Annotated in this window: 14 protein-coding genes and 1 other annotated feature; of the genes, 2 read left to right on the forward strand and 12 right to left on the reverse strand. The window is 43.5% G+C overall.

Annotated features, from left to right (window positions below; genetic code table 11):
• Nucleotides 1-543 precede the first annotated feature (543 nt).
• The 7 genes from FYJ57_RS13645 to FYJ57_RS13675 all read right to left on the reverse strand — a co-directional run bounded on the left by FYJ57_RS13645 (nucleotide 544) and on the right by FYJ57_RS13675 (nucleotide 6,523).
• Nucleotides 544-1,317 (reverse strand): ABC transporter ATP-binding protein, encoded by a 774-nt coding sequence (locus FYJ57_RS13645; RefSeq protein ID WP_154433087.1) that lies wholly within the window; start codon nucleotides 1,315-1,317, stop codon nucleotides 544-546.
• Nucleotides 1,310-2,218 carry an ABC transporter permease gene (locus FYJ57_RS13650; protein WP_154433088.1) on the reverse strand — a complete coding sequence of 303 codons (909 nt, stop codon included), beginning with the start codon at nucleotides 2,216-2,218 and terminating at the stop codon, nucleotides 1,310-1,312. The genes FYJ57_RS13645 and FYJ57_RS13650 overlap by 8 nt, the downstream gene beginning before the upstream one ends.
• Nucleotides 2,219-2,240: 22 nt before the next feature.
• The gene (locus tag FYJ57_RS13655; protein ID WP_154433089.1) at nucleotides 2,241-3,320 is read right to left on the reverse strand and encodes an ABC transporter substrate-binding protein; all 1,080 of its coding nucleotides are present in this window, start codon (nucleotides 3,318-3,320) and stop codon (nucleotides 2,241-2,243) included.
• Between the two features lie 98 nt (nucleotides 3,321-3,418).
• Nucleotides 3,419-3,668: a binding site (T-box leader), on the reverse strand.
• Nucleotides 3,669-3,773: 105 nt separating this feature from the next.
• Nucleotides 3,774-4,148, reverse strand: a complete 375-nt coding sequence (locus tag FYJ57_RS13660) for a hypothetical protein (RefSeq protein ID WP_154433090.1) — start codon at nucleotides 4,146-4,148, stop codon at nucleotides 3,774-3,776.
• A gap of 138 nt (nucleotides 4,149-4,286) precedes the next feature.
• A complete protein-coding gene (locus FYJ57_RS13665; protein WP_154433091.1) occupies nucleotides 4,287-4,574 on the reverse strand; it encodes a hypothetical protein in 288 nt (95 codons plus the stop codon).
• A gap of 23 nt (nucleotides 4,575-4,597) precedes the next feature.
• A complete protein-coding gene (locus FYJ57_RS13670) occupies nucleotides 4,598-4,789 on the reverse strand; it encodes a helix-turn-helix domain-containing protein (protein WP_154433092.1) in 192 nt (63 codons plus the stop codon).
• Nucleotides 4,790-5,239: 450 nt separating this feature from the next.
• Nucleotides 5,240-6,523 carry a galactokinase gene (locus FYJ57_RS13675; RefSeq protein ID WP_154433093.1) on the reverse strand — a complete coding sequence of 428 codons (1,284 nt, stop codon included), beginning with the start codon at nucleotides 6,521-6,523 and terminating at the stop codon, nucleotides 5,240-5,242.
• Between the two features lie 125 nt (nucleotides 6,524-6,648).
• Between FYJ57_RS13675 and FYJ57_RS13680 the strand changes: the two genes are divergently transcribed.
• A complete protein-coding gene (locus FYJ57_RS13680) occupies nucleotides 6,649-7,539 on the forward strand; it encodes a helix-turn-helix transcriptional regulator (RefSeq protein WP_106493521.1) in 891 nt (296 codons plus the stop codon).
• Between the two features lie 100 nt (nucleotides 7,540-7,639).
• On the opposite strand, the gene FYJ57_RS13685 is transcribed toward FYJ57_RS13680, so the two are convergent.
• The 4 genes from FYJ57_RS13685 to FYJ57_RS16395 all read right to left on the reverse strand — a co-directional run bounded on the left by FYJ57_RS13685 (nucleotide 7,640) and on the right by FYJ57_RS16395 (nucleotide 11,483).
• Complete coding sequence (locus FYJ57_RS13685) at nucleotides 7,640-8,395, reverse strand: YoaK family protein (RefSeq protein ID WP_154433098.1); 756 nt, start codon at nucleotides 8,393-8,395, stop codon at nucleotides 7,640-7,642.
• A gap of 138 nt (nucleotides 8,396-8,533) precedes the next feature.
• Nucleotides 8,534-9,610, reverse strand: a complete 1,077-nt coding sequence (locus tag FYJ57_RS13690; RefSeq protein WP_205839999.1) for a Gfo/Idh/MocA family protein — start codon at nucleotides 9,608-9,610, stop codon at nucleotides 8,534-8,536.
• A 410-nt stretch (nucleotides 9,611-10,020) separates the two neighbouring features.
• Nucleotides 10,021-11,130: a threonine/serine exporter family protein gene (locus FYJ57_RS13695; protein WP_154433095.1), complete on the reverse strand. Its 1,110-nt coding sequence runs from the start codon at nucleotides 11,128-11,130 to the stop codon at nucleotides 10,021-10,023.
• The gene (locus FYJ57_RS16395; protein ID WP_328597493.1) at nucleotides 11,064-11,483 is read right to left on the reverse strand and encodes a DUF4866 family protein; all 420 of its coding nucleotides are present in this window, start codon (nucleotides 11,481-11,483) and stop codon (nucleotides 11,064-11,066) included. Before FYJ57_RS16395 ends, FYJ57_RS13695 begins: the two co-directional genes overlap by 67 nt.
• Here FYJ57_RS16395 and FYJ57_RS13700 point away from each other — a divergent pair.
• A complete protein-coding gene (locus FYJ57_RS13700; protein WP_154433096.1) occupies nucleotides 11,482-12,378 on the forward strand; it encodes a LysR family transcriptional regulator in 897 nt (298 codons plus the stop codon). The two genes, FYJ57_RS16395 and FYJ57_RS13700, sit on opposite strands and share 2 nt — an antisense overlap.
• Nucleotides 12,379-12,461: 83 nt before the next feature.
• Here the strand turns inward: FYJ57_RS13700 and FYJ57_RS13705 are convergent, their stop codons facing one another.
• The gene (locus FYJ57_RS13705) at nucleotides 12,462-15,833 is read right to left on the reverse strand and encodes a DEAD/DEAH box helicase (protein ID WP_154433097.1); all 3,372 of its coding nucleotides are present in this window, start codon (nucleotides 15,831-15,833) and stop codon (nucleotides 12,462-12,464) included.
• Nucleotides 15,834-16,230 lie beyond the last annotated feature (397 nt).

Consider the following 16,230-nt stretch of genomic DNA (forward strand, 5'->3'; position numbering starts at 1 on the left):
AACTTTCGAGGAATGTGTTTCACTGTTCAGTTATCAAAGATCAGTTTTGCATTGCCGTTTGTCTCAAACAGCTTTGCTATTATATCATGTCGTTTCCTGCCTGTCAAGAACTTTTTTCAACTTTTTTGAAGTTGTTTTGCTTCTCTCTTGCAGCAACTTTGACATCTTATCACATCCAACCGGCTGTTGTCAAGAACTTTTTTATTTCTTTTTGACAGCTTTGTGATCTCTGTGAGATCTCTCGGACGCAACTCTGATAGGATACCACCGCTGCCTGGATTTGTCAATAATTTTTTTAATTTTTCTTATAATTTATTTATTCATGTTTTTTACTATATTTCTGACACTTGATTGACTCACCAGTACATCGTTTCGTAAATAACTGTATCATTCACGCAGGATACAGATTCGAGTGTGCAGTTCAAAAAACAGACCACCAGGATGTTTCCCACACTTCCTGACGGTCTGTTTGTCTGTTTCTGTTATGGTTTATATGTCATCTCCGAAGGTGATCGTGAAGATACTGATCCATCGCGTAATTTGTTAATTGCCACATTCGATACTGATTTCATTAAATTTCTCCAAAATCTTATCAACGTTCATATTTTTCTTTTCGTCTCCTTCCAGATCCATCACTGCATGTCCCTGATGCATCATCAGCAGGCGGTCACCGTATTCCACTGCATAACGAAGATTATGGGTAACCATAATAGTGGTCAATTGTTTCTCCCGTACAACTTTATCGGTAAGCTCCATAATCAGTTCTGCGGTCTTCGGATCCAGCGCAGCTGTATGTTCATCCAGAATCAGAAAGTCAATCGGTGTCATCGTAGACATCAGAAGCGACATTGCCTGTCTTTGCCCGCCGGATAAAGAACCGACTTTTACATGGAGCTTATCTTCCAGCCCCAGATTCAGCTGACGCAATTGTTCCTGATAGAACGGGATTCTGCTCTTATTTGTTCCCATGCTCAGACCAAAGAATTTTCCTTTGTGATCTGCCATGGACATATTTTCCAGAATGGTCATATTCGGACAGGTGCCCATTGCCGGGTTCTGATATACCCGTCCGATTCGGCGCAGACGACGGTATTCTTTTTCTTTGGTAATATCCTGCCCTTCAATGAGTATCTTCCCGCTGTCCGGGGTGATGCTTCCGCATACGATGTTTAACATAGAAGTTTTTCCGGAACCATTGCTCCCCACTACGGATACAAACTGCCCTTTTTTAATAGAAAGATTAAAATCCTCGAACAGGCACATTTCATTTACCGTACCCGGATTATAATATTTATGAATATGTTGAAGTTCAAGCATTTTTTCCTCCTTTCTGACCCTCTGCCATACCTTTGGCTTTCTGTTTTCTTTCCATACTGATGACAAGAATCACCAGGAACAGTACGGCAGTGATCAGTTTCATGGACTGTGGATCAAAGAAGCGGATGGCTATCGCCACACATCCTTTATAGAGAATCGAGCCGATGATAACCGCTGTTGTCGTTTTTACAAATGTCAGTTTCTTAAACAGGCTGGTTCCGATGATGACGCTGGCAAGACCGATGACCATAGAGCCGGTACCTGTTGAAATATCGAATACTTTCTGTTCCTGTGCAAATACACAACCGGATAAAGCCACCAGTCCGTTGGAGATGGCAAGACCGAGAATCTTAACATTTCCTTTGTCTTTTGCCAGAGCAGTTACCAGATTATCGTTATCTCCTACTGCACGCAGCAGATACCCGGATTTGGTCTGCAAATAAAAATCCAGCAGGAATTTTGCGATCAGAACAACAAGTAAGATCAGAACGATCTTCATGTATCCCGGAATCGTTTCTCCGAAGAGGGATTCCAGCATACCGTTTTTAAACATAGTTTCCTGAGAAAACAGAGGAACGTTATTGGTTCCCGCTATTTTCAGATTTACAGTATACAGTGCGGTCATCATGATAATTCCGGATAACAGGTCACGGACTTTGCATTTCACATGGATCAGACCGGTGCAGATACCTGCCAGAACACCGACCAGAAATGCTATCGGTATAGTCAGATACGGATTGACCCCACGTGTAATCAGTGCCGCTGTCACAGCTGCTCCCAGAGGGAAACTTCCGTCTACAGTCAGATCCGGAAAATCCAGAATCTTATATGTTATATAAATACCCAGAGTCAGGATGCCGTAGATCAGACCCTGCTCCACAATCGTCATGATAAAATCCATCACATTTTTCCTCCGCTTTTATTTAGCCCTCGGAAATCTCGGAAAATGTTTCCACTGCACGGTCGTTCATGCTGTCCGGAACTGTGATTCCAAGATTTTCTGCTACTTTTTCGTTTACATACAGGTTACTTTCTGTCAGCAGCTGGTATTCCATATCTTCTGCTTTTACTTCTCCCTTCAGGATTTTCGCTGCCATCTTACCAGTGTCTTTTCCAAGGCTGACATAGTCGATTCCTTCTGCCGCCAGACATCCGATCTTCACCTGTTCGATTTCACTTCCGAATACCGGAATCCCTTTTTCGTTTGCCTGATCCAGAATCGCCGGGAGAGAGCTGACTACCGTGTTATCTGTCAGGTTGGTCAGGCAGTCTACTTTCGTCAGCAGATCTGCGGTCGCAAGAGAAATCTCGGAGCTGCTGGTGATTCCTGCGGTCTCCAGGGTAAATCCATACTGATCTGCCAGCTCTTCGTACTGACTGATGCTGTATACAGAGTTTGCTTCGCTGGTGGTGTAAAGGATTCCGATGGTTTTTGCATCCGGAAGGATCTCACGGATCATCTTTAACTGTGCTTCTACCGGAAGCTGATCGCTGGTTCCTGTAACTGCACCTACCGGCATTTTGTCATCCGTTGCAAGTTCTGCTTCTACCGGATTGGTAACTGCGGTGTATACAACCGGTATCCCTTTTTCCATTGCTGCGTTGTAGGCAGCCTGGGCACTTGGTGTTGCAATTGCACAGATCAGATCCATGTTATCTGTCACGAATCTCTGTGCAATCTGGGATGCGGTTCCCATATCTGCATCTGCATTATTTACTTTTACGGTCAGGTTCTTGCCCTCTTCGATACCCTCTTCTTTCAGACCTTCCAGAAATCCCTCACGACAGTTATCCAGAGAACCGTGCTCTGCGAACTGGGAAATACCGATAGTATAGCTTTCTCCATCTGTAGCTTCTGCTGTTTCTGTGTTTTCTGCATCATCGGTGCTGTCTGTTGTTTCTGTTGCTGCTGTATCTGTAGTCTTGGTATCGCTTCCTCCGCAACCTGCCATAGATGCTACCATTACTGCTCCTAAGATTACTGCCAGTACTTTCTTCTTCATAATTTCTTTCTCCTTTTCTTTTTCTTTTTTAGTGTTTCAAAAGCAAAAGAGATGGAATTTTGTTTTTTATAAAACAAAAACCGCCTCAAGCTAATTATGCTTGAGACGGTAATAAAATTCTTTATTATCGCGGTACCACTCAAATTGACGAATCGTCCACTTTACACGTACTAACATACGTTCCTCATTGATAACGGGTTTGGTTCCCGGCAGTGCCTACTCTTTAAAATCTTTATTTCGGGCTGCCCTCGAAAGTCCATTCAGCTATAAAATCCATGCGACAATCACACCACCTGCCACTCTCTGAAATTTCTTTTAAAGCTTACTCCTCTTTCTCATCGGTTTTGCTTTTGATATCCTTATTTTATGCTCTATTCTTTCATTTGTCAACACTTTAGTGTAAAAAAGTTTTATTTTAGTTGCCGGGCACGAAGTGAACAGTAACTTATTTTGTCACTCGACAGCCACCGGACGCATCATGGAAGATAGCTCCTGCCGATACTGATCGGCCTTTTCCTGATTGCCCTGTTCTTTCCGCACCATCTTTGTAATTCCCGGATACTGTCCCGGAAAGCTTTCCAGCATAATACCATCTCCATAGATCAGGTAAATATCTCCGTCCGTCATATCTTCCTCTGTCAGCTTCTTTCCGTTTTCATCCGTAAGCTTATCCGGTATCGTTCCGGAGAAAATCGTGTCCGTGTCCAGATCCGCAAAATACCAGCTGTTATCGTCTGCCTGAAAATACACTGCTGTCATCGGCTTTTCCCCGCATCCCACCAGACAGAACATAACAAGTACCGCCAGCATCACGATCCATTTTTTCATTGTTCCATCTCCTGTCTTCTGATCTTCATTGTTTCACTTCGCTGAAATATCTATGCACCGGATTTTCTTTCAGACTTCTGTCACTCATATCTGTCACACCAAAAAAGGTAACTGTCTGATTTTCCAGTTACCCACATTCTACCATAATTCTTTCTTCTTTTGTCTCATAATCTGAGACTTTTTGTCTTTCGGTTTTCTCTCTTCCAGCTTTCTTTTCACAATAGCCAATATCCAGCTCTGCCTCTCTTCTTCATTCTTTAACTTCCGAAGTTCCCTGTTTCTGCGCATCGCCTCTTTCCAGATCTCATCCCATATTTCCCGACATTCTTCACCTGTCAGATCATAAGACGGACTGCGTAAGATTTTCAGCACCTGTCTGCAATATCTTTGATAAAGCTCATTTACTTTCCGACTGCCGAAAATCATTCTTTTTTCCCACTCATTTATTTTTATTCCCTTTCGGAAGTGTTATCTTCATCCTCTGTAAATTCTACTACTTCTTCTGGATTACAATCTAAAGCTTTACAGATTTTCTCCAACGTATATAATGTCATATTTCCATTCTTACGCAGAGTATCTAATGTTCTGTTATCGATTCCCCGATGAAGCAGTTCGTACTGCGTAATGCACTTTTCCCTCATTGTCTTCCACACGGGCGCATAGCTTATAATTGTAATCACCACCTTTACCGCACAGCGTTATTCGCCATTTTTTCGGTTCTCACTGTCTGTGTTCTTACAATTATATTTCTCCTGTCCGACAATTCATATTGTGCATATTTTCACAATTGCAAAAGCAAATTATGTATTTGCTTTTTGAGGGTTTTTTATTATTTTTTGACTATTCGTGTTGGTTGTCTTATTATGCGTAATGTTTTATTTTATGTAACTATTCAGTAGTCATTATCCCGCGAGGTGTTTTGGCATAAATATGCCAAAATCCCGAGATATACAAGCAAAAATGCCATCACCGAAGGTGATTTTAAATGCATTTTTGCTCGTAACTGTGAAGGTACTGAACAGTTACTATTTTATAAAAAAGGATCTGCAAATTCGAATTTTCTTCTTCTTTGCAGACCCTTTTTCAGATACTTAGAATTCTACTTTTACAGCTCCCTGCGGACGGATATGCATAACATATGCAGAACCCTCTCCCAGTGCCTTGTCGATATATTTTGTAAATCCTTCTGTTTCTTCTTTTGGAAGAAATGCAGCAATAACGCCGGCAAATCCTCCTCCGTGAACACGGCACACGCCACGACCGATCTTATCCAGATACAGTTTGGTCAAAGCCAGAGCAACCGTGATGGACTGCTCATCCGGAGTCTCGTTGCAGTAGCAGTTCTGCAGCCATTTCCAGGAAGAATCACCGGACTCTGTGATTTTGTTAAAGAAGGTGGCAAAATCTTTCTTTTCCAGTGCTTCTACTTCTGCATCCACACGTTTGTTTTCTTCAAAGAAGTGGAATGCACGCAGAACCGCACGGTCACCGGCGAATTCACGAATAGCTTTTACATTCTCAATCACATCATCTTCCTTGCACTGTTCCAGAACTTCTTTTCCGAAGTATTCTGCTACTTTTTTCATTTCATTCGGAACTGCAGAATACTCTGCACTCAGATCTGCATGACCTTTTCCGGTGTTGATGATAACCAGATCATGGCCCATCTCATCAAAATCACATTTGATCTCACGGATGGCCGGATTTTCGATATCTGCAAAATCGATGGTAATCATACCGCCAACAGCGCATGCCAGCTGATCCAGAAGACCTGAGCCTTTCAGCCAGTATTTATTTTCTGCATACTGTCCTGCTTTTGCATAAGTAACAACACCAATCTTTCCTTCGTTAAACAGGTGATCCACAATAACACATACCAGCATCTCAAAAGATGCGGAAGAGCTTACCCCTGCCCCACCGATCACATTGGAAGTTACATAAGCATCAAATCCTTCTACTTTACATCCTTTTTCCAGCAGTCCTGCAAAGATACCTTTTAACAGCGGTTCGGTTCCCGTTGTTTTTTCTGTCGGGGCCAGGTCATCCAGATCGATCACCAGATGCTGGTTATATGTTTCACTGATCAGGTTTACAATGTGGGTTCCGTTGGGTGCTGCTGCTGCCACACAATCCAGATGTACACTTCCTGCCAGGACTTTTCCGTGGTTATGATCCGTATGGTTTCCACCAATCTCTGTTCTTCCCGGTGCTGAGAAGAATTCAAAGGCTTTATCTCCGAATTCTTTGGCAAATCCATCCGCTACCAGCTGGTATCTTGCTGCATTTTCCTCTACTCTGTTCTCTCCGTACATCTGTTTCAACAGTGCAACTGCATGTTCACTTTTTACTGCTTCTGCTACATTTGCTGTTTTCATGTTTCTTCTCCTTTTTTATTTTCACATACTGATATTGACTATCTGCTAATTATCATTATAATGAGAATCATATAGCATCACAATAACTATATTAGCTTACTTTATAAATATATTGAGGTTTTTTCATGCAATTACAGTTAGACAACAACAAAAAGGAATTAAAGTCTCACGGAACCTATGCTTTCCCGGTCAACGTAAGCTACGAACAGCTTTCCCGCTATGAAAGAAAGTCTTTTCTCTGGCACTGGCATAAAGAAATTGAGCTGACGATTCTCCTTCAGGGCGAGATGCAATATCAGGTCAACGATACCATCTATCACCTGCAGGCCGGTGAGGGGCTTTTCTGCAACAGCAACCGTCTGCATACCGGTTCTTCCTGTCATGATTCCGATTGTATCTATATTTCCACAACCTTTCATCCCCGCTTTCTTTACGGATATGAAGACAGCGTGATCCAGAATAAATATCTGAACACTATTACAAAGCATCCCGGACTGCATAGTCTGGCATTTTCTCCTGACATTCCCTGGCAAAAAGAGGTGCTGGATGAACTATCTGCCATCTGGATGCTTTCCAAACAGCCCTCCGCCACTTATGAGATGGAATTGCAATGGCGACTCACCCATATCTGGATGTTTCTATGGAACCACCTTTCCCATCAGACAAGCAGTTCCGGAAACAGTGAATCTAAGCATACCGATCGTCTGAAAAATATTCTGATGTACATTCAGGAACATTACGCGGAAAAAATCACTCTGGCTGATATTGCTGCAACTGCAAATATCTGTCAGAGTGAGTGTTGTCGCTTTTTCAAAAAACATATGAATGAATCTTTATTTGATTATCTTCTTTCCTTCCGGATTGAGAAAAGCCTTCCTCTGTTGGTTGACCAGCAGCTGTCTATTACTGAAATCAGTAATCTATGCGGGTTTTCCAGTTCTTCTTATTATACCAAAGTATTTCGGGAACATATGGGATGCACACCAACCGCATACCAGGCCGGACACTTCGTCTGATCAGACGGCATCAGCGGAACAAACAATACCGTAACATCTGAAAGATCCGTATCTATGCCGCAACTATCATCCAGGACAGCAACACAGATACGGATCTGTTCTATTTTTTCAAGTCTTCTTTAATAATGTTTTCTACTTTTTTGGCTTCCTCGCGGATATTTTGAATATTCTTGCGAATCTCCTGCTCTTCTTCCAGGATCCGGGGATGTTCTTCCAGTTCTTCTTTGATAAACATCAGGAGGAATCCCACGAAAAGCAATCCACAGGAAACCCATATGGTTCGTTCATGTAGCAGGAGGATCAGATGACCTCCGACAGCGGCACCTACTGCAAACATTCCGATGATTCCAAGATAATGACCGGCTTTGTACAGTTTTTCTTTATCCTTTGTCTTTCCATAGACACACAGAGATTCCATGCCGCTTCGGATATTGCCGATACACATGGTGCTGGCAAATGCATAGCCATTGACTTTACGGAAGGTCTGCACCTGCATGGCACAGGCAAAGGATACCATGGCATTAGCCAGAAGGTTGCATGCTGTTGGAAGGAATCCGACCACAAGCAGTAAAAGCATTTCCATCAGTAAAACCAACTGTCTCCAGTGAATCCTCTGTACATTTTTATATTTTTGCCGGATACCTTCTGCCACTACGATTCCCATGGCAAAAAATCCCAATGGGATCAGGTAATGGATCACCGTGGACCATTTTCGTTCCACAAGGCTCTGACTTAAGAGCACAATATTTCCTGTCTGTGCATTGGCAAATACCTCGCCTCTGCATATATAGGTATAGGCATCCTGCAAACCGCCGGATATAGATAAAAAAGCTGCTGTCAGAAAAGATTCTGACATCTGTCGCCCTGAATTTTGTTTCAATGACCTTCCCTCATTTCTACACAACCTTCTGTCTTATTCTCACAGTTGTTTTATTTTTCCAGCGGTAAAGTATACTCTGTCAAAAACGGTATTTCAAGTTTTTTATTTTATACATTACTGTTTTTTCCAGCATTGATCCTGGGTCTGGATCTCTTTTCCTTCCTTCGCCGCTTCATCCATCATCAGAAACAGATAGGTGTCCTGCAGTGCCTCTTCTAACGGATACACTTCCTTTCCTGTCTCTACATATGTTTTCATGCCTTCCATCATCTGGGCAACAGCGATTTCCTCGTCTGTCAGACGAAGATCTCTGTCTGCATATGGATTTCTATACAGAATCTCTCCGTTCAGCCTCAGACTTCTCATTCCGTAGCCTTCCAGGTTAGAATACTGTCCCAGTTCGTCTCTCTGGATGCTTCCCCGGACCGGATAACCGTCCTGACCAAGCCAGGCTGCCTGCTGATCATGAACTTCTCCGCAATCTCCCTGAAGGGTCAGATGACGGGTACGGAAATAGTTAAAATACTGCTCACCGGCAAAATCAAAGAATCCAACCTTTCCATCCGGGAAGACAAATTCTGCACGTTTTCTTGTATCCACGATGGTTTTTTCCCCCTTATGAAGGCCCTCTCTTCCGCAGTGATAATTCACCGGAAAATCATAGGTTCTGGCTGTGATCCTGCAGTTTTCCATACCTGTGTCGAGTAATCGTCGCATCACGCTCATGCCATGGTAATCATGGGCCTGGGAAATATCCAGATTGCTGATCGTTCCCAGTTTACCCTGGTCGATCATATGGATCAGTGCCTGATAATAAGGCTGGAAGCAATACTGTTCTGCCACCTGTACTTTTCCGTTGTATTTTTCTTTTGCCTGATACCAGGCCTGTAATTCCTCTACTGTTGCTGCAGGCGGTGTCTCACACAGAACCGGAATTCCCTGTTCCATAGCTTTCTCGGCAAATGGAAGTGCAGCACCGTATTTTAACATAAAGACTACACAGTCCGGCTTTGTTGCCAGAAATTCGTCATAGTCTGTATACACCTTCCCCGGGAAATTTTTCTCTTCCCGCTCCCTGCTGGACTCTGAATGCACATACACTGCCGATACTTCAAATTCTTCTCCCAGCGCTTTCATTACACGCACATACATCTGTGCTCTCCATCCTGTTCCTGCTAATCCTACTTTCATGTAAAAATCCTCCGTCATTGTATAATTTTATGTAGTAATCAAATTAGTATCTGTTCAATATTCCCGAGAATACCGGACAGCAACTGACTTTTCTCCATTATATCACACTTTACATTTTATTGTGTATTTTTATACAATATACAGATCAAAAAGCACTCTCTTTTTCTATGACCCCAAGTAAAATCTGCAAAGATTTCTTTCGACAATAATATTTTCTTCGTAACTGTTCAGCAGCTTCACAGTTACGAGCCAAAATGCATTTAAAATCACCTTCGGTGATGGCATTTTGGCTTGCATGTCTCGGGATTTTGGCATATTCATACCAAAACGCCTCGCGGAATACTACCTACTGAATAGTTACTTTTCTTCATACAAACTATCGAGTAAAACATCACTTTTCAGGATATATATCAGGTACAATACCGAAAAGTCCTGTCCGTAAATATCCTTGCAAAAATAAGTCCCAGAGGCAGTGCCACTACAATCAATATTGCCGCAGCCAGCCAGGAGACCGCTTCATTTAGGGACATGACTCCAAGGTTATAAAATCCTCGATAAAAATACAATCCCGGCACCATAATAACAATTGAAGGAACTGTAAGTGAAATTCTTGGATATCCGTTGCTTTTTTTGATCAGCGACGCCAGCAGTCCGGCTGCCAGTGCCCCGGTAAATGCAGCTACAGCCGCCGGCATCCCGGTAAAATCGATCAGGGACAACCGCAGAGTATTGGCTACTGCTCCGATCATCGCTGCCGTGGAGGCCATGGGAATAGAACTGTTAAACATAATAGAAAATCCAAGAACACCGCAAAAGCTGGCACATAGACGAAAAATCAGCCTGGATGCCGTTCCCAGGTGTACTGCTATAAAATCCTCCGGCTGTAATTTCAGGATCATTGCCGTGATCCAGGCTCCCATGGTTGCCACCAATATGATGATCAACGCATAGGTCAGTCTTTCCAGACCGGAACGCAAATCCAGTTTCGCCAGGTCGATTCCGCTGGTGATAAAAGGAAATCCCGGAATGATAAATAACATGGAGCAGATATACCCTGCCTCATGAGCCGCCGATATATGGAGCAGGCTTTCCGCCAGATTAAGACAGATTGCATAGATCAGACATGCCGCTGATACGGAAACTGCAATATTTAAGAATAAGGTATAATGATGCTTTATCATCCTGGTACGGATAAAATTACCGATACCTGCGGCAATAAAGGCAAACAGCATCTCCACCGGTCCTCCGCCGAGAAGAAACGTAAAAGCGCCACACGCCATCGCCGCAGCCACTCCCAGCTTCCAGGGCGAATAGAGCGCATGAATCTGTTCTATTTCATCCAGACGTTTGTGGATCTCCTCTCCCGTTAGCTGTTTCTCGATCTTCGGAAAGTTTTCTACAAACCGCTCCATCCGATAAAGTTTGGATGTATTGACTCCTGTATTGGCTATACTTAAGGACTGGGAAACACAATCTGTCCCGTCGAAGCAGTTAAACCCGATGGACAGAAGATCAAACATGGTATTCCGCAGATTTCCATCAGGAATGCCGAGAGATCACGATTTCGATAATCCGTAAATAAAGCTTTTGAAAATTGATCCGGCGAAAATACCTCATCTGTTTCTTCGCCACATAAACACGAATTGCAGAAGGTTTCCTGAAGTTTTTCGCAGGCCCATGGATCTTCCAGAATCTTTTGGAACAATATTTCCGTTTTTTCTTCTCTTGGAAAAATCATACTTTCTTTCATATTCGCTGCCTCACTTTTCTTGCTCTTTTTATTCCGAACAATTATACTATGGACACAATAATAAGTAAAAGCTATAATAGATATGTCATATATTATTTTTTGATATATCAGAGGTACGCCCATGAACGTTAATTTTGAATACTATAAAATTTTTTATTATGTTGCCAAATATGGCAGTTTCACGAAGGCTGCCCGGGCACTGGGAAGCACGCAGCCAAATGTAACCCGGGCTATGAACTGTCTGGAACAGCAGCTGCACAACACTTTATTTATCCGCACCAATCGAGGGATACAGCTCACTCCGGAAGGCGAGCAGCTCTACACCCACGTTTCTGTTGCCATGGCTCAATTATTTATCGCTGAGGAGGAGTTATCTGACAGTGCTTCTCTGACCCACGGGAGCGTTACTATCGGAGCCACAGAGACGGCGCTGAATATTTTTCTGCTTTGTAAGCTGAAGGCTTTCCGTACCGCCTATCCGGGAATTCGACTGAAAATCTATAACTACTCTTCACCCCAGGCTATCGCAGCTGTAAAAAGCGGAAAAATCGATTTTGCTGTTTTATCAACCCCTGTTCCTGCGGAACCGCCACTGCACCTTACTCCGCTGCAGTCCTTCCGGGAGATCCTTATCGGTGGACCTTCTTTTTCCTCTCTTTCCGAAAAGGAACTTTGTTTTTCAGATTTGAAGAAATATCCTTTCATCTGCCTGGGGAGAGAAACTGCCACTTTTCAGTTCTATAATCAGCTTTTTCTTTCCCAGGAGCTGGAACTCATACCTGATACTGAGGCTGCTACTACAGACCAGATCCTTCCTCTTGTAAAAAACAATCTGGGACTGGCATTTCTTCCGGAACCTATGGCTTTGGAATCTCTGGCAAAACAGGAGGTTCTTCAGATTGCAATATCCGAAAAGCTGCCTCTTCGCCACATATGCCTGGTTCATGATCATCAGCACCCTCTGAATTCCGGAGCAAGAGAGCTGAAAAAAATAATCCTGGGTGAAAGGATGGATTAATATATACCTTCTCCCAGAATTATCTTTCAACCTGTAACTGTTCAGTATCTTCGCAGTAGCTTCTGAACAGTTACCCCAGATTCTTACTTGCCACCCAGCAGTTCCAGAATCTCTTCTCTGGAAAAACTGCCGCTTCCCATGTCCTCGCCACTCAGTATCTGATCCGCCAGGGCATGTTTTTTCTCCTGCAGCTTTACAATATTTTCTTCAATCGTATCTTTCGCGATCAGTTTGTAGACATTGACTACGTTTTTCTGCCCGATCCGGTGGGCACGGTCTGTCGCCTGGTTCTGGACTGCCAGATTCCACCACGGATCGTAGTGGATCACAATATCCGCCGCCGTCAGATTCAGACCGGTTCCTCCGGCTTTCAGGGAGATCAGAAAAACAGCTGTAGGGTTATCTTCTTTATTAAATTCTTCCACCAGCTTTGCCCGCTTTTCCTTTCCGGTCGAACCGGTCAGCATATAGTACGCCGTTTCTTCGTTCTCCAGCCGGTCTGCCAGCCGGCTCAACATCGTGGTAAACTGGGAAAATACAAGGATCTTATGTCCGTTTTCCACCGCGTTTCGAATCAGATCCACACACATCTCAAGTTTTGCCGACTCTCCTTTATATTCTTCAAAAAGCAATGCCGGGTCACAGCAGATCTGACGCAGTTTGGTCAGTTCGGATAAGATAACGATTTTGGAAGTATTGAATTCTTCCTCGCTCTGTTTATCTAACAGAAGTTTCATCCGTTTTACATGCGCATCGTATAACTTCTGCTGCTCTCCTTCCAGACGGGTATACATATTTTCTTCCAGTTTTTCCGGAAGATCTCGCAGTACATCTTTCTTCAGTCTTCGCAGCACAAAAGGCCGGATCATTTTTCGCAGCCGTTCACTGGCTTCCTCGTTCTCATGCTGGACGATCTGTACTTCCAGTTCCTCACGGAAGCGGGAATAACTGTATAAAAATCCGGGCATCAGATAATCAAAGATGCTCCACAGTTCACTCAGCCGGTTCTCTACCGGTGTTCCGGTGAGGGCAAACCGGGTGTCTGCCTGGATCTTTTTCACAGCTTTTGCAGCCTGGGTGCTGTGGTTTTTGATATACTGTGCTTCATCGATGATCTGACAGCGGAAACGGTACTTTTTATAGAAATCGATGTCTCTGCGGAGCAGATCATAGGAAGTTATCAGAATCTCTCCCTCATCTGCTGCTTCCAGAAGTGTGCGGCGCTGCGCAGCCGTTCCTACGATCATTCTTACTGCAAGCCGGGGAGCAAAACGTTCCAGTTCACTGTTCCAGTTATAGACCAGGGAAGCCGGGGCAACGATCAGCGCATTCCGCCGCAGCCGGTCATCTGAGCTCTTCTTTTCCCGCTGCCGTCCCTCATTCTCGATATCCTGCTCTTTTTCCACCGGCTCTTTCTTACTTTTTTCCTGTATTTCACGTTCCTGATACTCGGAAAGCAGATAGCAGATCACCTGCAACGTTTTTCCAAGTCCCATATCATCGGCGAGGATTCCGCCAAATCCATTCGCACTGAGCGTTTTTAACCACAGAAAACCTGTCTTCTGATATCCGCGCAGGACCGGTTCAAGTTCCGCCGGAATCTCAAAATCATTGTCTTCTACAGTTTTCATGTTACGGATCAGAGAACGAAAATTCTTATCCCTCACCGAAGAAATCACCGGATTGTCTCGTAATTGCTGATCTATATACAACGCCCGGTAGGTATCCACCGGAACGCTCTCCTGCATCAGCTGCTGATCTGTCAGCTGCAACGTTTCCTTCAGATCTGCCAGTATATCCAGACCACTGTCTTCTTTCTGAACGAAGCTTCCATCCTTCAGACGATAATATTTTTTCCTTTTATTATAACGTGACAGAATATCGATCAGTTCCTCTTTTGACATTTCTCCCGCTGTCATTTTCAGCTGCATCAGACCACTGTCAATCGATACTCCTACCGCAACTTTCGGTGACGGATGCACCTGCATTCCTTTCAGCGTATCTGATATATATACCTCCCCCAGCTGCTGAAATACCGGAATTCCTTCTGTCAGGAGATCATATATTTTATCCTCATCCGTAATCACCATAGCTTTCTGTCGTTCGTCATATGCTTCCCCGTACCGCTGAATCACTTCCCGTACTGCCGCTTCTTTTCCAAGATCCCGCAGTGCCACATCCCTGGTCTCATACAGACTGTATACTTTTTTATCATATTGCACCTGCGGTCTGCAGGTGATCATATCTGTTTGTGGTGCATCCAGATAGATCGAAAACTCCGGAATCGCCACACCATACTGCTGTTCATCAAAATTTTCTTTTGTACATTCAAAACACTGTTCCAACGCCGGAAGAAGTTCCATACAAAACAACGGAACATCTGTCTTTTCCACAAAAATCTTCCGTTCCGGGATCTCCGCCATGCATTCCAGGAATTCTTTTACCGGTTCCATTCTTTTCATCGGTTCCATCATAATCTGATTACCCGAAAAAAATATATTGTATCTGTTTCCTCTTATTCCCGACAATCGATTGATACTTACTTCAATTCCATCCGTTTTCCCCAGAATCTTCAGCGTTCTCTCCGGTATCTGTTCCACAATTTTCCACGGCTTCTCATCCATGTAAAACACGGATGCCAGGATCTCCTGTCCCTTCATCAGCTCCAGAAAAGTTTCCATATCATTGGCAGACAAATCAATCTGTTTTTCCCTGGCATTCCCATAAACCGAATAATAGCTGTGATATCCTCCATACCGATATTCATTTTTCTCTGCCCACTGCACAAGAAAAGATACCAGTGGTCGGGACTGTGGAACGAACGATTCAACAGCATGGATAAACTGCAGATTTTTCCCATAAAAAACTTTCTCATGGTTTTCTATCGCTCTTGCAAAACCGAAAACATCTTTCAGTACATACATCCGGTTGATTCCAAGCTTGAAGCTGACGGTGATCCCGGTGTTTTCCACAACCATATGCGGTTCCAGACGGACTTTTCCACAGATATCCCCCTGAATCATGGGAAGACTTTTCACCAGTGCACCTTTTTGAAGCAGCTGCTGGATACTTCCTGTTGTTTTTCTTGCCATTCCCTTTTGTATACCCGGTATCTGCATCAAATTCATCTGACCCGTCCGATTCTTTGTCTCATAGTAATATCTCAGAAGAACCGCCACACAATGCTTACATATCCCATCATACTCCCAGAAAGCCGGACAGCTGCACTCCGACTCTACAAGATTCTCCCAGACCGTATTCCATATCAGATACACATGGTATGGTGTACTGTGACTCCCTTCCACATCCGCTTCGATAATTACATTTTCATCCGCATGAACATCTTCTGCTTCTTCTATATGGAAACGCAATACTTTTCCTCTGTTATAAATCTGCAACCCTCTGCTGTATGACTGACTGCCGGCAAGATTTCTGATCTGCTCTCTGAATGTCATCTCCCTGTTCCTTCCGTCTTTATTATTTTGCAAGTTTTCTTTCTTGTTTTGATATATTTCCTTCATTTTGTGAAAATCTGCGATTATCTTTCGTTCATAATACTCTATGATTGATTGTAATACGGGATGGACGATTACACAATGGCTAATATAATAAAAGCACAGTAAGAGTTGACATCGTATAGCGCATATGCTATTCTAAGTTTAGACATATCTGGGAAACAATTCTAAGACCATTCGGTTATCTGATTCCCCATATGAAAAACAAAAGTAACTATTCAGTAGCCACTGTCCCGCGAGGTGTTTTGACATGAATATGTCAAAATCCCGAGACATACAAGCCAAAATGCCATCACCGAAGGTGATTTACGCGAGCAACGAGTCAAAGTCCGTGCTT

The organism is Oliverpabstia intestinalis (assembly GCF_009696065.1).
Taxonomy (GTDB): domain Bacteria; phylum Bacillota; class Clostridia; order Lachnospirales; family Lachnospiraceae; genus Oliverpabstia; species Oliverpabstia intestinalis.